We start from the raw sequence: 15652 nt of genomic DNA on the forward strand, positions 1-15652 counted from the left end.
TTATTTCTACAGTGAACAGGCCTTTAATCTGTTGCATATGAAATTTCTCCAACCTAATATCTTCTTTGATTTGACACTATTATAGTAAAGTAATTTTTAAAATAGAATGGATGTTTGCTGAAATCAGCATGGATTATTGATGAACTTCTCTCGATATTTAGTGGGAGAAATACCAAATTGTTTCTTGAACACTCTACTAAAATAAAAGGGGTCGGCAATTCCGACAGCTTGCGCAATTTGTTGTACAGGCACATCACTTGTAAATAACATTCTTTGCGCCATGTTTAGACGATATTTTAATAAATACTCTGCTGGTCCCATACCTGCATGTGTTCTAAATACATAAGAAAGTCGATTTCGATTAACGTTATTTTGTTCTGCAAGCGATGCTATTGTAAGGCTTTGATCATAGTATTCTTGCATGTAATTAGATACCCGTTCGAATAATGTATGGGTTTCACAACTATTTTGCCTATTATCGACACATAATAAGGCTTCATTCAGTACATCGCGAAACAACATCTCGGTCTGAAACATCGAAATGCCTCCACGCTGATTATAAACATGCCAAAGACGCATAATTAGCTCAAGAAGACGAGGAGATTGCCCTGTTAATAATTCAAAATGCTGATGCAAAAAGCTTGACTCTTTTAGTTCTGAGTTACATATCCGGTATAAAACAAGGATGTATTCCCAGTCAGTTTTACCAAACACTTTTTGAGATAGTTTCATTTTTGCACCCCCATGTACAACTTTCCCTGGCGTAAAAATATAGGGGGTTCCATTAAATTGAAATTGTATTTTTCCTGTAAGAGGAAACACAAATCCGGGAAAAGAATCTGTATAGTCGGCGTGAGGCACACCTGGATTTCTAGCGTATCGATATACTCCTTGTACTTGAAAAGGAGTCTGTGCCAGATACTCTGCTAGCTGATTAACGTCGATTTTCACATTGCATACCCCCTTTTCAATGATTATTGACCGATACTCCCGAGATCATTCGTTGTACATCCTGTGCAGCTCTTTTCAAGGATGAACCCATTGGCATCAAGAACCTATTTTAAGGTCCGTTTCCCACCGCGTAATGTTTCCCATAAGTCAATTCTAGTAGAAGGCTGTTGCAATCTGCCGCCACCCTCCTTAATTACCTGTTTAATCCTCAGTTTATATACTTCCAATTTTCATTAAGCGTAGAAAGGCAGCCGATCGTTATCCATCATGATCGACTGCCTTTAAATTAAACTGTTATCATCCATGTCCTTCAGACACCGCGTAATTGCGTACATGCTGCGCGAGCAGACGTTGCGTCCAGACCTCATAAGAGTATCCCGGTTCTTTTGGTTTTTGGTAAGCTAGCGAAATGACCCAGACTTTAGCTTCAGGCGTTACAATGGCGGGCCTGTCCGAAGCTTGCTCTTAGCCAGTAAAGGCCTCGTTCCCGAGTGCTGACGCCTTGTCTACGCAACGGTTGAAACTGGGGACGGTTGTCCCAAACACTTTAGCAATTTACAGAGAGTACGCAATATTTCACTAATAATATAGTTACACTATTGAAGGGTTGGTCAACTAGAACGAATCTGCGGATTGTTGATGGAATAGAGATATTCCCGTTGTTCGATCATCTATATTTTGGGAAATTACCGACTTGCTGTTTCGATGATCCAGTCGGTCAATTCCTTGATTTGTCTTTTCACGGCGATCGGGTCGCGGTACCAGGATTGGTTCTCCGTCCATAAAAATACCCGATTGTTGCGAATCGGCTCTAGCGACCCCCAGATCGGATCAGCCTGCAGCGATTTCAAGCTGGCTTCCGTCGTCAGAATCAAATAATCACCCATGTACTCCGGAAGTTTCTCCAGGGAAAATTTGTAGTAGGATTCCTTCAGCATATATTCGGGAACTGCCGTCGGCGGCTTCAGCCCCATTATCTCATACATCAACCGGCCGCCCCGCCCCGACTTCGGACCAAAAAGGCTCACGTTTTTATCGTACTCTTGCATAATCGAAAGCGTCTTTCCTTCGGGAACGGTTTGTTGGACTTTCTTCCGAATGTCTGCAATTTCCTTCTCGAATTGTTCGTTCCACCTCTCCGCTTCCTTGCGTCTATCCAGCAAGTCGCCGAAATACAGCATTTCTTCCTGAATGGATGCAAACTGATTGTAAGGAACAGATACCGTAGGTGCGATCTTCTGATATTTTTCGACTATCTCAGGCCGTGGATTATGCGTTATGATTAAATCCGGATTCAATTCCAGCAGCTTCTCGAACGAGTCGCCTACATCCGTCACGACGTTCAGCATTCCCTCTAGATATGGACTCGACATCAAGAACGATTCGGATGCGATCGGCTGGACATCCAGCGCAAGCACGGTGCCGAGATAAGAAATTGCCGCTACACGCTTAGGATGTGCAGGAACCTCGACATCGCCAAAAGCAGTCGTGACGATCTTGGTCCCCGAAGATGCCGAAGCCTCTGACTCTTGGGGGATCGCGGTTGGAGAAGCGCTGACGGCAACTTGGCTGTGCGTTGCTCCCCCGTTGTTCGCCAGCCCACCGCAAGCCGTTAACATCACGGTTAAGCATAACAGCATCGCTGCATAAAAACTTCTGTTGGCTCTAGTCATTTTATTCGCCCCATCCTGTTGAGATTGATAATCAATATCACTTACATGAAAAGGATAGCGCAATGACCGGCTTGGAACAACGGACGATTGTGACGTATTTCTTGCATAATCTGAAACGGACTGGCCGTATCGTTTACGATATTGACCCGGCGTCATGCCGGTATACTTTTTGAACATACGGCTGAAATAAATGAGGTCGGGGTAACCCACATGCGATGCTATTTCCTGTTGCGTTGCCATCGTGCCGGCCAGCAGAGCCTTCGCATCTTCCATTCGGAAACGAATGACGTAGTCCAGCGGACTGAGCCCCGTCTGTTCTTTACATTTTCTCGAAATGTATTGTTGGCTATAATTCAATTGCCGCGCAAGCTCCTCAAACGAGATCGGCTGGCGGTAATTCCTGGACAAATACCGAATAACTTGCTCGGATAAGGATAGCTCGCCGGCTCCGAACAGGCGCTCCCTCAGAACAGCATGGACGAAGCGGAGAAAATCTCCCTTGGCCGACAGTCGGGTCAATCCGTCGTCGGATTTAAGCCAGCCGTCCCGTATCGTTTCAAGCAGCTCGAGCATGCCCAGGGGCTCGCCAGGCGGGAACCCCCAGCTTTCCAGAAACGGATCGGATTCCCGCATCATCATATGAAATTCGCGCGAGGCCGAGGCGGGGAGAGATGCTTTGTAGAGTACGATATATACGTTCAGCGCTCCTCGGCTCCGAACCGCCACCTGCGAGCCTTTGCCGGCGTGCAGTACATAAAAACGATCGCATAGCCACACCTCATCGTTAACCCACAACTCACCTTGTCCTTGGAAAGCGAATAAAAACGCGCTTGCGGGCAATCGGTATTGATTCAAATCATCGTCGATTCCCGCCTGCTTCAGCCGCACGTCCAGCACGCGCACCATCACCTGATTCCATATTCGTATAAGTCTCAGAACGTCCATAGCTGATTCGCAAGCTCCCTCTAAATCATCTAAAAGATAATCATTCTCAATTGAATCATGTTTCTAAACACAATAACGAATACGGCTGACACTGTCAACAAGGTGTTGCCGATGGGCAGGCCCAATAGATGCGTTCAGCCATTAAAATGAAAGAAGCTGCCCCAGAAGACATCGAAGATGACAAGGGGTGGCTCGTGCTTGCGAATAATTTCGCCGTCACTTATGGTACGGTTCAGCTTAACGGGGGCATCGGCGAAAAATACTAAAGGAGCTGTCGTGACAGCTCCTTTAGTTGCTTTAATATAGACCGTAAACGCTGTACCGGGCCTCATAGGCTATTTTGATCATTCCGCCAGATCTCCAGTTAACTGTAGTCGAGATCCATGCTTTCCTTATTCTTGTTCTACAACAATGTCTGCGCAGCGAATAATGAGTTCAGGCATCCCTTCGCCCGAAAACAGGATATGGACTTCATAGCCGCAATCCGTACGATACAGCTCATTATAAATCCAGTAGCTGCCCAATATGTGCTCGTCTTGTCTGATGATTTCGTCGACTGCATCAAATGTAACCTTATTGCTGTTCGTAAATCCGCCTTGCGTGTCTAGTCTCATGACAATCTGCTTGCCGGACGTAAGCTCCGTCACTCTGCAATCGTGAAAACGGAATTGGCTGCGGATATGTTCGGGAATGTTCTCCGCTTGTTGTGCCTGCCCATATTCATCCATGACCAACATCATGCGCTTTTTATTTTCTTTGCTAAGTTGCTTCAGCTCGCGCAATACCTCTCTCGTACAGTAACCCAGCGCAAATACCCGCATATCCGCAATACGTGAGGACAGCTCGTCCGGAAGTTTATGAAATGCCTCCTTATATCCCCATTCTTGAATCTCGCTGAATTCTTCCTTACATTTCACTTCGTCAAAAGGAGGCCGGGCATCGTAGGCGGCAATTAATTGTTGTATTCGATCCCTTTCTTCAGAAGAAATGTGATAGACCATTGTATCCTCTTCACTGATCTCATCCCCGTCCAAAGACCATTTATCAAGAGCCACCAATTGCACGCCATCCTGTTCCAGCATAAACCGGGGATCGACGTCGTAAATCCCGCGCCTCTGTCTAACTAATTCCTTTTCCTTCCTTTTGTAGAGCCGCAAATATAGTGCTTCGTCACGTACATAGGCGCTCTTGTGCACCCTCATGCCAAAATGAAGTCCTGTCCACTGGCATAATTCATACCATTCTTTTGTCAAATATTTCACAAAGCCCCTCCTTCATAGCCTCGATCGGCTCGGTAGCTTAGCGCCAATGGGTTAGCATTCGGGTAGAGTTGGAATGAAGTATAGATTTCGGGAAGCAGACAGGGTTTTCTGATTTGAATCATTTACTTGTAGGTGGTCGATTCGAAGTCACAATTATTTTATAATCATTATGTAGAACAATTATATTAGGGTGAAAAATTTATGAAGAGTCAATTAAGAAATATTACCATTGATAGTCAGGCATTTGTTTATTGGTACTCGGGTGGGAAAAGTTTCACATTAAATATTTCTCCAAAGGAAAACAAAAATATCAAAATCACACTTATTTTCGAATCCAATCCACCAGATGAAGATCCTCTTACATTCTGGGCTTTTTACAATATTACAGCACAAAAAAATGATTTAGAAACAACAATACACCTAGGCAAGCCAAAACATATAGCTGAGATTATTTCATATCTAATGAAACAAAGAAAAGAATTATTTACAAAAGGACAGCCTCATATTTTAAATAATGCATGGGATTTATTAATGGAAATGGGATATTCAAATTTTAATCCGGTTTGGGTTGGCGAATGGTAGTACATCGTCAGGAACGATGGTTTTTTAGGGGTCTGTCAATTATTTTCTGTAAACTCGTTTATCTTTTATGAACACCTCGCAAATGACCCCTTCAAATAATAGTTACAACTGCAATATCCTTTCCCGCCCAAAGATTAAAGCTATAGCCTGTTTTGAGCAATTTCCAAGGTGCTTCGTCAACTATAAAAGCAACGTCTGCATAAGTATCCCACGTTCCTTCAATATGTCTTGTTATCCTTACTAACACAGTCCATGTATCCCCATAAAATGTCTTATCCTTGATTTCGCCATAGTTTACAACTATATCACGCATCCATTCGCTTACTGGAAATTGGCTGGGATCTTTTTCCCATTTAATAAAGGCTTTTATAAACCTTCTGTTGTCCACGGCAATCCCCCCTGTTTAGACTTGCTACACTCTATCATTAACAAGGTCACTGTAAACCTCGGAAATAATCCCGGCGAAAATTATGAAAGGAGCTGGTCGCGACAGCTCAGCTTAAGCTATTCGTTAATCATGACAAGTTTAGCTTGCGATGACTTCTCTGGGCAACATATTTCCATGATACAATATATGAAAACTTGTATTTCACATGGAAAGAAGAAACTTCAGTCGGGAGCGTGATGAAATGCCAAGAGGAAACAAGAAAGTAATAACTAAATCGGTTACTTTATTCCCCGCCAAAATTAAGCAGCGTATCAGGATAGTAGCCAATGCGATATGATCTTAAAAGCGCAAGAGAGTTTGCTATTCACGTGTGTGTTGCCGCTGGTGCGAGCAAAGCAGTAGCCCTCTCTCTCGCTGAGGCAACTGTCGCTGCGGAATGTTCCGGTAGGAGTTCGGTTGGATTTGCTCATCTTCCCGACTATCTGGAAGGCTTTTTGTGTGGCCGCATTGCTGGCACAGAAGAACCTGCGCTCTGCTTTCCAGCCCCTGCTCTTATTCAAGTCGATGCTAAAGGAGGGATCGCTCAACTTGGCTTTGATCGTGCATTCGAAGAATTGCTAACACGGGTAAGCGCGTATGGTGTAACCGTATTTTCGTTACAAAACAGCTATACGGCTGGAGAGTTGGGCTATTACGTAAGGCGGCTTGCCCGTAAAGGATTGGTAGCGCTGGCTGCGACCAATGGATCCGCTTTAATGGCTGCGGGACAGAGCAGCGAGGCTGTTTATGGCACTAACCCGTTCGCATTCGCCGCGCCTGTCGACAACAGGGCACCCTTAGTTATCGACCAAGCATCTAGTGCCACGGCGTTTGTCAATATTCGGCAGGCGGCAGAACAGGGGGAGACGATCCCAGAAGGCTGGGCCATCGATGAAAAGGGACACAACACAACAGATTCGCGTGAAGCGATCAAGGGAGCTTTACTTGCATTTGGGGGTGCTCGTGGTGCCAATATCGCACTCATGGTTGAAATACTCGCGGCAGGTACGACAGGTGCGAACTGGTCACTTGATGCTCCATCCTTTGACGATGGGAGTCACTCGCCTGGTGTAGGCCTGTTCATTGTGGCCCTGAATCCCCAACTACTCGTTCCCGATTTTTCCGCTCGAATGGCATCACAGATCGAACGACTGTCCTCCAAAGGTATTCATATCCCCGGAGACAGCTATACTGAGGATAAAATTGAAATCGACCTTTCGTCTTCACTTGTTGCGACCCTTGAGAAGTATTGTTCGCATTAACGAATATTTAATTTGTCATAACGGCAGGGCTATTGGCGAAAAATCCGCCGCAATGTATTGTGTTATCAACATTTTACCCGATTCAAGGACTATGACCAAACTTTCATGACAAACTGGTACTACCCGTTAGCTCAACAAGGCTGCCGTTACATGCCGGCAACCTCGTCCGGATGACTCACGGGCTTCTCGTAGACGACCGCATTGGCTTTGGCCTTTGTCACGATGTGCATACGGGCAGCGCCCGAACGGTTCCCTTCGGCTAGCTGCTGCATGGATACGGCCTTTTCGGCCGGGAGCGGGGACGTTTATGCCGGAGCGGCGGCCATGTCCGGGAAAATAAAGGCATTAAAAATGAGCTAGCGGAAACGTACCGCCAGCTCATTTTTGTGCCGTAGATTTATTCTCGGTCTCCTGCCACATATTCGCCCGGGCTGACGTCCATCACTTCTCTGGAAGGCTGGATCAGCGCCATTTCGAACCTGCAAGGCCAATGCGCGTCCGGTGCCATCTCCCCGTTCAGCAAACCGGCGATCGTCTCACCGTCGCTTACGGGCACATCCGCTTCAAACAAGTAGGCTGCGACATTGAATGCATGCCGTGACACGTCGTTCGGATCTAATGTATGAAAGTGGTACTGGACATCCGGAAGTCCAATCGCAAAGAGTCCGAGTGAATCGATCAAGCTGTCTTCGGTCCCATGAATGGTAAAATAGCGGATATTCATGCCGAACTGCAAGAACCGCGCGGCTCCTTCGTACGGATTATCCACAATTTCGGCCGTATGCAGCAATTTCCCGCTCGATGGAATCCAGATCGCTTTGCAGGTCGGGAACAGGCTTACAGCAGTCTCCAGCCAATCCGCCAATAAGGCGCTGCGCGATTTATAGTCCAGCCCCGCTGCCATGAAGTCGCTGATCAGCAGCTTATAGCGGCATTTTTGCAGAACTTCCTCCGCATCCGGCATCGTCCAAAACTGGGTGCGCTCCAAGTCGGTAATTGTCTCCGGTTGAAAAGGAGTAACGTCTGCCATCACCACCTGAGCCGGCAGTTCCCCTTCCTGGTAGGCTACTTTATAAGCCTCTACGGCAAACGACGACAATGCGTCGGCTGCCGACACGGTATCCGTTTTCCCGCATCGGGTTACTAACGCGTTCCGAACGGCTTCCGCATTCGGCCGTTCCGCTTTCTCCTCAAACAACAGATACATTTGAAACAACCGCTGAAACTCACTTTTTTCATCTAAATTTTGCTGAAGCACGCGTTCGCTCTCCATTCTCCCCTACCACTCCGTTCGTATGTCGTTCCTTTGAAATAATTCAACAACAACTCTTCAATTCATTAACTGAAACTTTGTTTTGGGCTGTAAGAATACTTCTTGCAGCTATTACACAGGAATCACTTAAACCACCGAACCCAGAAACCGCTATGCCAACACCTTTATGAAGTTTCTGAATTTTGAGCGCCTTGTCACCCAAGGAAGTAAAAGTATGGCCAATCGTAATACGAGTACTAATCTTCTGGCATTTGCCAACCCGTTTCCTCATCCCAAATGGCATCCGTATCATCTAGATGCACATGCCAATCCCCATTAGAAATACTTCTTCTAATATCCGTCAAACAGGTCAACCAATAAAACAGCGCATGCAATGTATCTTCAAAATCATCTGAAGAGGGTAGCTTTGTTGAACCTGCAAAGATCACTGTTGGTTCATCCCGATCATAGTCATAAACACAAAATGTTTCTCCAATATCCTTCAGTTCAAAACCCGCATTGTATTTATCAATGATGGCCGTTATCTCTTGCTCCTCACTGTTGGTAAGATTATGGTTTCTCATACAAGTGTAATAAACAGAAACTCCCATGCTACATTTCTCCTTTTTCTCAGTATATCAGAACTAATGTTCTCGTGTATAATTAATCCGATGCTCACTTTTTTGATCCCGTACTATTCTACTTACATTTCATTGCTAATGCCTAACACTCACACTCCGTCACTCTTCGTCAGCGTATGCTCGACCGGATGTATTCGGCGCGGTTTTCGATGCTGCAACGCGGAAGTTCAACTAATTCGTATCCAAGAATTCTTGTTCCTCACTTATAGGAATTATCATTGTGGTACTAAATGCAATTCCTATTTTGTTTGATTGGAATTGCTTATGAGTGATGCATTCATAATCTTGGTTTTTATAAGAGGTTAGAAGCTTTAATCGTAAAAAATTATATTGTTCAAGCATGTCTTCTAATTCATTTCTATTAGATTCAATATAAGATTTAAATTCTTCGGTTGATGCACCTGTTAATTTGCAGTAATCTTCGAACTCTTTTGAATTGATATTGTTATACAATACTTTCATCCGCTTAAAATCTTCGTGCCGCTTAGTATACTCATCAGCAAATGACCTTAGAGTGATTAGAAATATATATTCCTCCATGCTACAATTCTGTTTACTATTCTCAATTGGGGCAAATACACTTGTATCGTGGTGAAGGCAGAAAACAGGACACTTGCTTGCACTCTCGATGCTTACAGGTTTAAATTTTATTTTGTATGGTTCAGAAAAATTTCTACGGAACATTATTACATGATTATTGATTGCTATTTTACTTAGAACACCATTTTGTTGAAGTAAATGCGATCCTATAGGTTTGCTATTATTAGAACATTTATCATCATTAAAGAAACACACACTATTAGCTTCAAGTTGATTTGAAATCATATTGTAAATCTTATTCTCTAGATTAAATACTTCTTTTCTAAAGTGCTTAGGATACTTTTCCTTTATTAATTGCTCTAATTTAACGTGTAACTCTAAGTTATTCATCATCATTACCCCAACCTATTTAGTACTTGACGTTATTTTTCTTATCTAAAGCGAACCACTGGTATTCAAAACCCAAACCCATTTTTCGCCGTCACTTATAATACGGTTCAGTTTAACGATACTATCGGCGAAAAATGCGAAAGGAACAGCTGCTGCACGGTGATCTGCTTGTTTCGTTCAACTAGCGTATCTGTTAGTTACTCACGCCATATTGAAATGCATGTCGACTTGGGGGTATTTACAGCGGGCAGCCTTATAGTGGTAAAATATAGATAAGAAATATTGGGGGTGTGGTGTGTATGGCTGAGTACAAAGATAATAGGAAGTTGAATTTTCTATTACGGCACCTAGAATATCATTATACCTACAATAAAACGTTCAATAATGAGGAAGAAAAGGAGAAGAAGCTCCTCCATTTTATAGTTGATCATCCTGGCCGCGTCGCGGGGAATCCCCCTTCGCCGCTCAGGGTGCGAGTAGCTTTCTCGGGAGGGCGATGCCAATGAGGGATGCTGCGGAGGGTCAGCAGAAGCACGGACAGCAAGAACATTTCGAGACGCTGCCGCTGTTCTCCACCACGGATAAGAACGGACGGATGACTATGCTCCGGCCGGGACATCGCGTCGGACGCGCGGCTCCATTGATGCCGTGGCTGCTCACAGCTGCTGCACTGTGGTCGCTGACAGGCTCCGTGCCGTTCGGCGCACTGCTCGGCATGGCGCCGACACCAGCGATCAGCATGCTCCTCGGTCATCCGGTCACAGTCGGCGTCGCCGTTTTGCTGCTGTTCGTCGCGATAGGTACGACCGGCGGAGTGTACTCGCGATCGATTGAGCAGTTCGGACAGACCAGGGTGGCCGGCCTGTTCGCGACGCTATCGATAGCAGGAGGGCTCGCAGCAGTCGCGGGAATCCTCCTGTTCTGGACACTGACAAGCGACGTGTCTCGCCCCTTTGACCTCGAGGCCATAGCGACATCGCCGACGGTCCCGCCAGAGCTCGGCGCCGTCGTCGGAGCTAGCTTCGCCCTATGGGCCGCCATTGCGTTCCTGCGGTTGCCCGGCTCTATCGCCCATGCCCGGCGGCGTCAGGCGGACATCGAGCGCCTCCGCGAGGAGGGTTTGTCATGCACCGGGACGTTGACCGCCTTGAATTTTACTAACAGTTGGCTCTTTAATTTCCCGATTTTCACGGTTGAGGTAAATTATATTGTTGACGGTGCTCCTCGTGTCGTGTCAGCACACATGCGCACCAGCGCCGACCGCGTTCCCGTCGTCGGGTCGATACTGATCGTGCTGACCGACAATCGCGGAACCACCCACGTGGAGCTGGACCTAGAGAGTGGAGCGACATTCGAGCCGGACGTGGGGAAGTACGCCCCGTCTGACGGTTGATTTGGCGGTCCTGAAGCAACATGGTTATAAGGAGTTCAATTCAACACGGAGCTAAGGCTTTTATTTTTTGCCGTCACTTATGGTACGGTTCAGCTTAAAGGGTCTATCGGCGAAAATCACGAAAAGAGCATGCCGCGGCAGCTCCTTCGGTTGTGTGTATAGAACTCTTTAACAAACTTTAAAAAATGCAATTCATTTGGCAATCGATGGGGTCATTTTGTAAACCGTAAACAGACTCATCATATTACGCTCAATCGAATAGATTTAATTATATCATGGACCTGTAGAGACATCCCGCCGTCAGACCCCAGATCGAATCTATATATCTAACTCGCTTGATGAAAATTAGTAATGCGAAACCTCACTATATTTGAATTTGATATTTCCGTGCATCTCCCCAAAATCCTCGATTTCTTTCGCCGTTTGCGTCCCGATCAAAATATCGGCCATCATGCCGTTGGAACGGAACCAGCCTAGTCTGCGTTCCCGTTCGTTATAGAAAAGAGCGCAAAACGGATGGTAATACGTGTCCAATGCCCGGAACGTATCGCTAAATTGTTGTTCCGCCAGCTTTCTCGCTTGCAACGAAGTAACCAACTCGCCCTTTAACCGGCCTTTGGCGGACTGCTTCATGTGGCTGATGGCAAAAATCGCCGCTGTAATCATGACGTTTTCACAATAAGATTCCATATTGCGTTCCCAATACCATGCTTCATCGTCCCTGAACATCATTTGTCTTTTGACCGCCGATAACGCAAAAGGTTCTTTTTTTCTCATCCGGTAGACGATATTTCCGTCCGAAACATGGATCTCGTCAAGCGGCAAGTAGCGGTCTTTCTTTTTCGAATTTCTGTCAGTCGTCAGCAGTGGATCGTTGCCGACAGTACAATAATATATGCGCAACTCGGCCGGCAATGAGACTCCTAACCTATTTTCCGCGTCTTCGATTTGTTCTTCCGTGCAGCCAAGAGAAATATCACTGCCATGTACGATGTAACTTAAGGTTTTTAACCATTGTTCCATATTCCGGATTTCCTCGTCGGAGGCTCCGTGATTTTGAACCAATTTCGGAGCTTTGTCGCCCTTACCTTCACTCAATACTTCGGATGAATAGTACGTGCCGTAAAATTCCTTTTTGCCGCAATTATCTACCGTATATGTACCGGTTAGCTTAACATCTTCCATGCCTTCCTCCTTGCATAGTTATTTTTCGCCCTACTTATGATACGGTTCAGCTTAACGGGTCTATCGGCGAAAAATGCGAAAAGGAGCTGTCGCGGCCAGCTCCCTTGTACTGTAATCAATCCAATTCGGCGCGAGAGAATAAATCCCTGATTGCTCTTGTTTGACATACGACCCGCTATAAAAATGAAACTATTGTCGCAGCTATAGCTCTTTTTTGTCTTATCCCAAGCAAATCAGGGCAAAAACATCCTGGTTACGGAAAATCCAGCTCATCATCGATGACACGGAATATCTCCCTATTCCGCACCGGATACCGGTCATCCAGTTCCTCCCACTGCCGCTTCGGTAAAATCAAAAAATCGTGCGTATCGGAAAGATACGAGGCCTCAAATAGTCGAATTTCGTATTTGTCCCGGATCAGCTCCTGAAAGCCGCGAATCGTGATATAGCGATCATTTCCGGTAAAGGTAAGCGCAATCGAATGCAGTTGTCCATTGTAGGTAACGTCCAGTCCTTTATCCGTAGACGTCACCTCGACCGTTTCATCTGGAAGCCGTTTACCGAACAATCGGACGATCTCCTCGTCATCCTCTCCCCAATCTACAGTGACGCTGTATACAAAAGCAAACACAATCGGAATTTGCTCCTTGATCGCGAGCTCGTCCGCCAATTCATTCTCATCATCCATCAATTGATAGCGCTTGAGTTTTTCATGATGCTTCTCAATAAATTGTTGAAGCTGTCGCCCATCTCCATCGAATAGCAATGTCAGCTCGCTGTCGCTTGGCATTCTCATCCCAGTATCCTCCCTGTGTTCACTCAATCAATATACTCCCGTCATACGAAGAAAGCCCGCAAAAATTGCAATATATTCGAACTGTAGACGGTAAATCGATGATATTCGCCAGAAAATCGAAACGTTTTTGTTTCTCGCAAGCATCTTTAAATCCGATTGCAAAACTTTGTAATGCCACGCTCGATTTATTTGATACCTCATTTTTCCATATGTTAGACGTAATAATTAATCAAATAGTTGCATTATCCTGCCCATTAGCTGAACGCCCTCTCGCTCTACTACCGATAACGGTTAAAGCCCAAATATTTCGCCTTATTTCTGCCTTCATAAATATACACAGAAGGCCACCGAAGTAATCGGCAGCCTTATTATCGATGATTCAACTATCGTTCCATTAGAACTATGGAGCCATTTAACGAAACGATGCCAAAAACTTTATTCGAGTTTTTTCCAACTCTGTGTGGTGGTTGATCTACCATCATCATCTTCATCATTGACTCTTCCAAGTTGTTCAATTGATAAATAGTTGTTTAATAATTTCATTTGTAGTCACACAGTCGTAATCGGTGTAGTTGCCTTCGTATTCCTGAAAATGATAATTCTCGATCTCGATCGTACGCGTGACGACCTTATCGATGAATTGCCGGTCATGCGACACCAGAATCATGGCTCCCTTGAACCGATACAGCCACTGCTCCAGCCATGCAATGCCTTCCATATCCAAGTAATTCGTAGGCTCGTCGAGCAGAACGACATCGGGCAGCTCGATTAGTAACTTCGCGAGCGCCGCACGGTTACGCCATCCCCCGGACAACTCATCGATCGGCTGATTGCGAGATCTGTCGTTGAACCCTAGCTTCGTGAGCACTGTGTTAATCTCGACGGACACGTTCCAGCCATCGAGATGATCCATTTGCTCGAATAACTCCGCCTGCCTCGCTAGCAGCCTCTCCATTTCGTTATTGTCTGTAACCAAACCCAGCTTATCTCCTACCTCTAGTAGCTCTCGTTCGATAAGGGCAACCTGCTCGAAGCACATTTCCAGTTCTTGCTGAACAGACAGGCTTCCGCTCAATTCCGAGAATTGAGAGAAATATCCGATTTTCAACTGAGGATTTATTTCTACTCTGCCGGAAGTCGGCTCCTCTTTGCCCATAATGAGCTTAAATACCGTCGACTTGCCGGCACCGTTTCGTCCGATCAGGCCGATACGTTCCCCTTGCATAACTCGAAAATAAATATCGCGAAAGATCATGGACCCTTCATACTTCTTCGTGACGTTCTCCAAACGTATTACGCTCATGGCTATCACCCTTACTTTAGCAAGATGTCGAAAATATTAAAGTTTTTATTCTACTGGCGGCAGCGAAGTTCGCAGCAGGGTCTCCATGTCGGCAATCGGTACGGCCAAACCGGCCTCTATCATTTGGTCTTGATGCTCGACATCGGCAGTGGCGAATACAACGGCGATGGCTTTGCCACGCTTGTTAATAACGGGAGAGCCGCTATTGCCGTTATAGACCGGCGCATCAAGGGCCATGACCGGCGTCTGACGGCCTTGGATCGGGACCAAGCCGATAATAGCCCCTTTGATGGCGATTTGCGTGAAATGAAGCGGATTGCCAATCACGTAGATTTGTTCATCAGGCTCCCACTGTTTGTTGTCTCGCTCGACTTCAATAAACGGCAGCCGTTGATCCCCGATGTCCGCCTTCAGTATGGCGATATCCAGATCGGGATCACTGCCCGACAGCTCCGCTTTATAACTCTGACTTTGCCCCGGGAATTTCACTATAATATAGCCGTTATCTTCGATGACGTGGTAGTTGGTCACAATATAGCCGCCGTTAATGTGAAATCCGGTGCCCTTGCCGTTGTCCGTGCTGACTGTAACAACCGCTTCTTTATAGCTTTGGATTTCAGCTTGGCTGGATAATTCCCTCGACCCGAACAAGAGCGGGAGCGTCTTCATGTTGTAGATTTGCGGCCAGAAGGCCAATATATTTCCGACTAGAGCGGCAACGAGCAGGAATATGACCGTATTTCTGATCCACTTCCGTCGGTTGGCCGATGAACCCCCGTCGTCGTCCTCCTCTTCCGACTCAAAGTCCCACTCCTCGTCTGCATATGGGTGGTCATTCTCATGTTCTTGCTTCTCTTCGGAATGAGAAAGAAAGTTCTCTTTGTTTCGACTCGGATTATTTTCCATGCGCATCCCTCCGTATTCGCCGTAATCTTGTCCCGTTATTGTATCATCAAACTGCCTATAATTGGGGGAAGATGGCGGCAACGTCCTGCGTCGCATTGAATACATTATTAGTCCAGTTGGGAATTCAAACAAACCACTTCCGGG

Annotated in this window: 15 protein-coding genes and 1 pseudogene; 4 read left to right on the forward strand and 12 right to left on the reverse strand. The window is 45.9% G+C overall.

Annotated features, from left to right (window positions below; all coding sequences use genetic code 11):
• Positions 1-123: 123 nt before the first annotated feature.
• Positions 124-951: an AraC family transcriptional regulator gene (locus tag PCH01S_RS18905; protein ID WP_042231815.1), complete on the reverse strand. Its 828-nt coding sequence runs from the start codon at positions 949-951 to the stop codon at positions 124-126.
• Positions 952-1637: 686 nt separating this feature from the next.
• Positions 1638-3569, reverse strand: a complete 1932-nt coding sequence (locus PCH01S_RS18910) for an AraC family transcriptional regulator (RefSeq protein ID WP_042231817.1) — start codon at positions 3567-3569, stop codon at positions 1638-1640.
• 128 nt (positions 3570-3697) lie between these two features.
• Between PCH01S_RS18910 and PCH01S_RS30550 the strand changes: the two genes are divergently transcribed.
• Positions 3698-3835, forward strand: coding sequence for a hypothetical protein (locus tag PCH01S_RS30550; protein WP_156972840.1), 138 nt, complete (start codon positions 3698-3700; stop codon positions 3833-3835).
• 126 nt (positions 3836-3961) lie between these two features.
• Here PCH01S_RS30550 and PCH01S_RS18915 read toward each other — a convergent pair whose 3' ends face one another.
• Complete coding sequence (locus tag PCH01S_RS18915; protein WP_042231818.1) at positions 3962-4831, reverse strand: DUF4085 family protein; 870 nt, start codon at positions 4829-4831, stop codon at positions 3962-3964.
• Between the two features lie 201 nt (positions 4832-5032).
• Between PCH01S_RS18915 and PCH01S_RS18920 the strand changes: the two genes are divergently transcribed.
• Entirely contained in the window at positions 5033-5413 is a 381-nt protein-coding gene (locus PCH01S_RS18920; protein WP_042231821.1) for a hypothetical protein, read from the forward strand.
• A 91-nt stretch (positions 5414-5504) separates the two neighbouring features.
• On the opposite strand, the gene PCH01S_RS18925 is transcribed toward PCH01S_RS18920, so the two are convergent.
• Positions 5505-5801 (reverse strand): hypothetical protein, encoded by a 297-nt coding sequence (locus PCH01S_RS18925; protein ID WP_042231822.1) that lies wholly within the window; start codon positions 5799-5801, stop codon positions 5505-5507.
• A 326-nt stretch (positions 5802-6127) separates the two neighbouring features.
• Here PCH01S_RS18925 and PCH01S_RS18930 point away from each other — a divergent pair, with 326 nt between their 5' ends.
• Entirely contained in the window at positions 6128-7102 is a 975-nt protein-coding gene (locus tag PCH01S_RS18930; protein ID WP_042231824.1) for an Ldh family oxidoreductase, read from the forward strand.
• Positions 7103-7248: 146 nt separating this feature from the next.
• On the opposite strand, the gene PCH01S_RS31460 is transcribed toward PCH01S_RS18930, so the two are convergent.
• The 4 genes from PCH01S_RS31460 to PCH01S_RS18945 form a co-directional block, all read right to left on the reverse strand.
• Entirely contained in the window at positions 7249-7374 is a 126-nt protein-coding gene (locus tag PCH01S_RS31460; RefSeq protein ID WP_255246856.1) for a hypothetical protein, read from the reverse strand.
• A gap of 125 nt (positions 7375-7499) precedes the next feature.
• Complete coding sequence (locus tag PCH01S_RS18935) at positions 7500-8375, reverse strand: DUF4261 domain-containing protein (protein WP_042231827.1); 876 nt, start codon at positions 8373-8375, stop codon at positions 7500-7502.
• A 236-nt stretch (positions 8376-8611) separates the two neighbouring features.
• Positions 8612-8965 carry a hypothetical protein gene (locus tag PCH01S_RS18940; RefSeq protein WP_042231829.1) on the reverse strand — a complete coding sequence of 118 codons (354 nt, stop codon included), beginning with the start codon at positions 8963-8965 and terminating at the stop codon, positions 8612-8614.
• Between the two features lie 201 nt (positions 8966-9166).
• Positions 9167-9925 (reverse strand): hypothetical protein, encoded by a 759-nt coding sequence (locus PCH01S_RS18945; protein WP_156972841.1) that lies wholly within the window; start codon positions 9923-9925, stop codon positions 9167-9169.
• Between the two features lie 502 nt (positions 9926-10427).
• Here PCH01S_RS18945 and PCH01S_RS18955 point away from each other — a divergent pair.
• Complete coding sequence (locus PCH01S_RS18955; RefSeq protein ID WP_042231836.1) at positions 10428-11318, forward strand: hypothetical protein; 891 nt, start codon at positions 10428-10430, stop codon at positions 11316-11318.
• A gap of 345 nt (positions 11319-11663) precedes the next feature.
• On the opposite strand, the gene PCH01S_RS18960 is transcribed toward PCH01S_RS18955, so the two are convergent.
• The 4 genes and pseudogenes from PCH01S_RS18960 to PCH01S_RS18975 form a co-directional block, all read right to left on the reverse strand.
• On the reverse strand, positions 11664-12503 hold the full coding sequence (locus tag PCH01S_RS18960) for an SMI1/KNR4 family protein (RefSeq protein ID WP_042231838.1): 840 nt from the start codon (positions 12501-12503) through the stop codon (positions 11664-11666).
• A gap of 253 nt (positions 12504-12756) precedes the next feature.
• Positions 12757-13299: a hypothetical protein gene (locus PCH01S_RS18965; RefSeq protein WP_042231842.1), complete on the reverse strand. Its 543-nt coding sequence runs from the start codon at positions 13297-13299 to the stop codon at positions 12757-12759.
• Between the two features lie 559 nt (positions 13300-13858).
• Positions 13859-14602, reverse strand: a pseudogene (locus PCH01S_RS18970) (ATP-binding cassette domain-containing protein); the annotation flags it as partial.
• 45 nt (positions 14603-14647) lie between these two features.
• Positions 14648-15508: a S1 family peptidase gene (locus tag PCH01S_RS18975; RefSeq protein WP_042231844.1), complete on the reverse strand. Its 861-nt coding sequence runs from the start codon at positions 15506-15508 to the stop codon at positions 14648-14650.
• Positions 15509-15652 lie beyond the last annotated feature (144 nt).

The sequence above is a fragment of the Paenibacillus chitinolyticus NBRC 15660 genome (genome assembly GCF_000739915.1).
GTDB classification, from domain to species: domain Bacteria; phylum Bacillota; class Bacilli; order Paenibacillales; family NBRC-103111; genus Paenibacillus_F; species Paenibacillus_F chitinolyticus.

Bases quoted from the DNA above. Each gene is read 5' to 3' on its own strand.
- PCH01S_RS18910 (WP_042231817.1), bottom strand. From the start codon at position 3,569: ATGGACGTTCTGAGACTTATACGAATATGGAATCAGGTGATGGTGCGC.
- PCH01S_RS18955 (WP_042231836.1), top strand. From the start codon at position 10,428: ATGAGGGATGCTGCGGAGGGTCAGCAGAAGCACGGACAGCAAGAACAT.
- PCH01S_RS18965 (WP_042231842.1), bottom strand. From the start codon at position 13,299: ATGAGAATGCCAAGCGACAGCGAGCTGACATTGCTATTCGATGGAGAT.
- PCH01S_RS18930 (WP_042231824.1), top strand. From the start codon at position 6,128: ATGCGATATGATCTTAAAAGCGCAAGAGAGTTTGCTATTCACGTGTGT.
- PCH01S_RS31460 (WP_255246856.1), bottom strand. From the start codon at position 7,374: ATGCAGCAGCTAGCCGAAGGGAACCGTTCGGGCGCTGCCCGTATGCAC.
- PCH01S_RS18945 (WP_156972841.1), bottom strand. From the start codon at position 9,925: ATGAATAACTTAGAGTTACACGTTAAATTAGAGCAATTAATAAAGGAA.
- PCH01S_RS18920 (WP_042231821.1), top strand. From the start codon at position 5,033: ATGAAGAGTCAATTAAGAAATATTACCATTGATAGTCAGGCATTTGTT.
- PCH01S_RS18975 (WP_042231844.1), bottom strand. From the start codon at position 15,508: ATGGAAAATAATCCGAGTCGAAACAAAGAGAACTTTCTTTCTCATTCC.
- PCH01S_RS30550 (WP_156972840.1), top strand. From the start codon at position 3,698: ATGCGTTCAGCCATTAAAATGAAAGAAGCTGCCCCAGAAGACATCGAA.
- PCH01S_RS18940 (WP_042231829.1), bottom strand. From the start codon at position 8,965: ATGGGAGTTTCTGTTTATTACACTTGTATGAGAAACCATAATCTTACC.
- PCH01S_RS18935 (WP_042231827.1), bottom strand. From the start codon at position 8,375: ATGGAGAGCGAACGCGTGCTTCAGCAAAATTTAGATGAAAAAAGTGAG.
- PCH01S_RS18960 (WP_042231838.1), bottom strand. From the start codon at position 12,503: ATGGAAGATGTTAAGCTAACCGGTACATATACGGTAGATAATTGCGGC.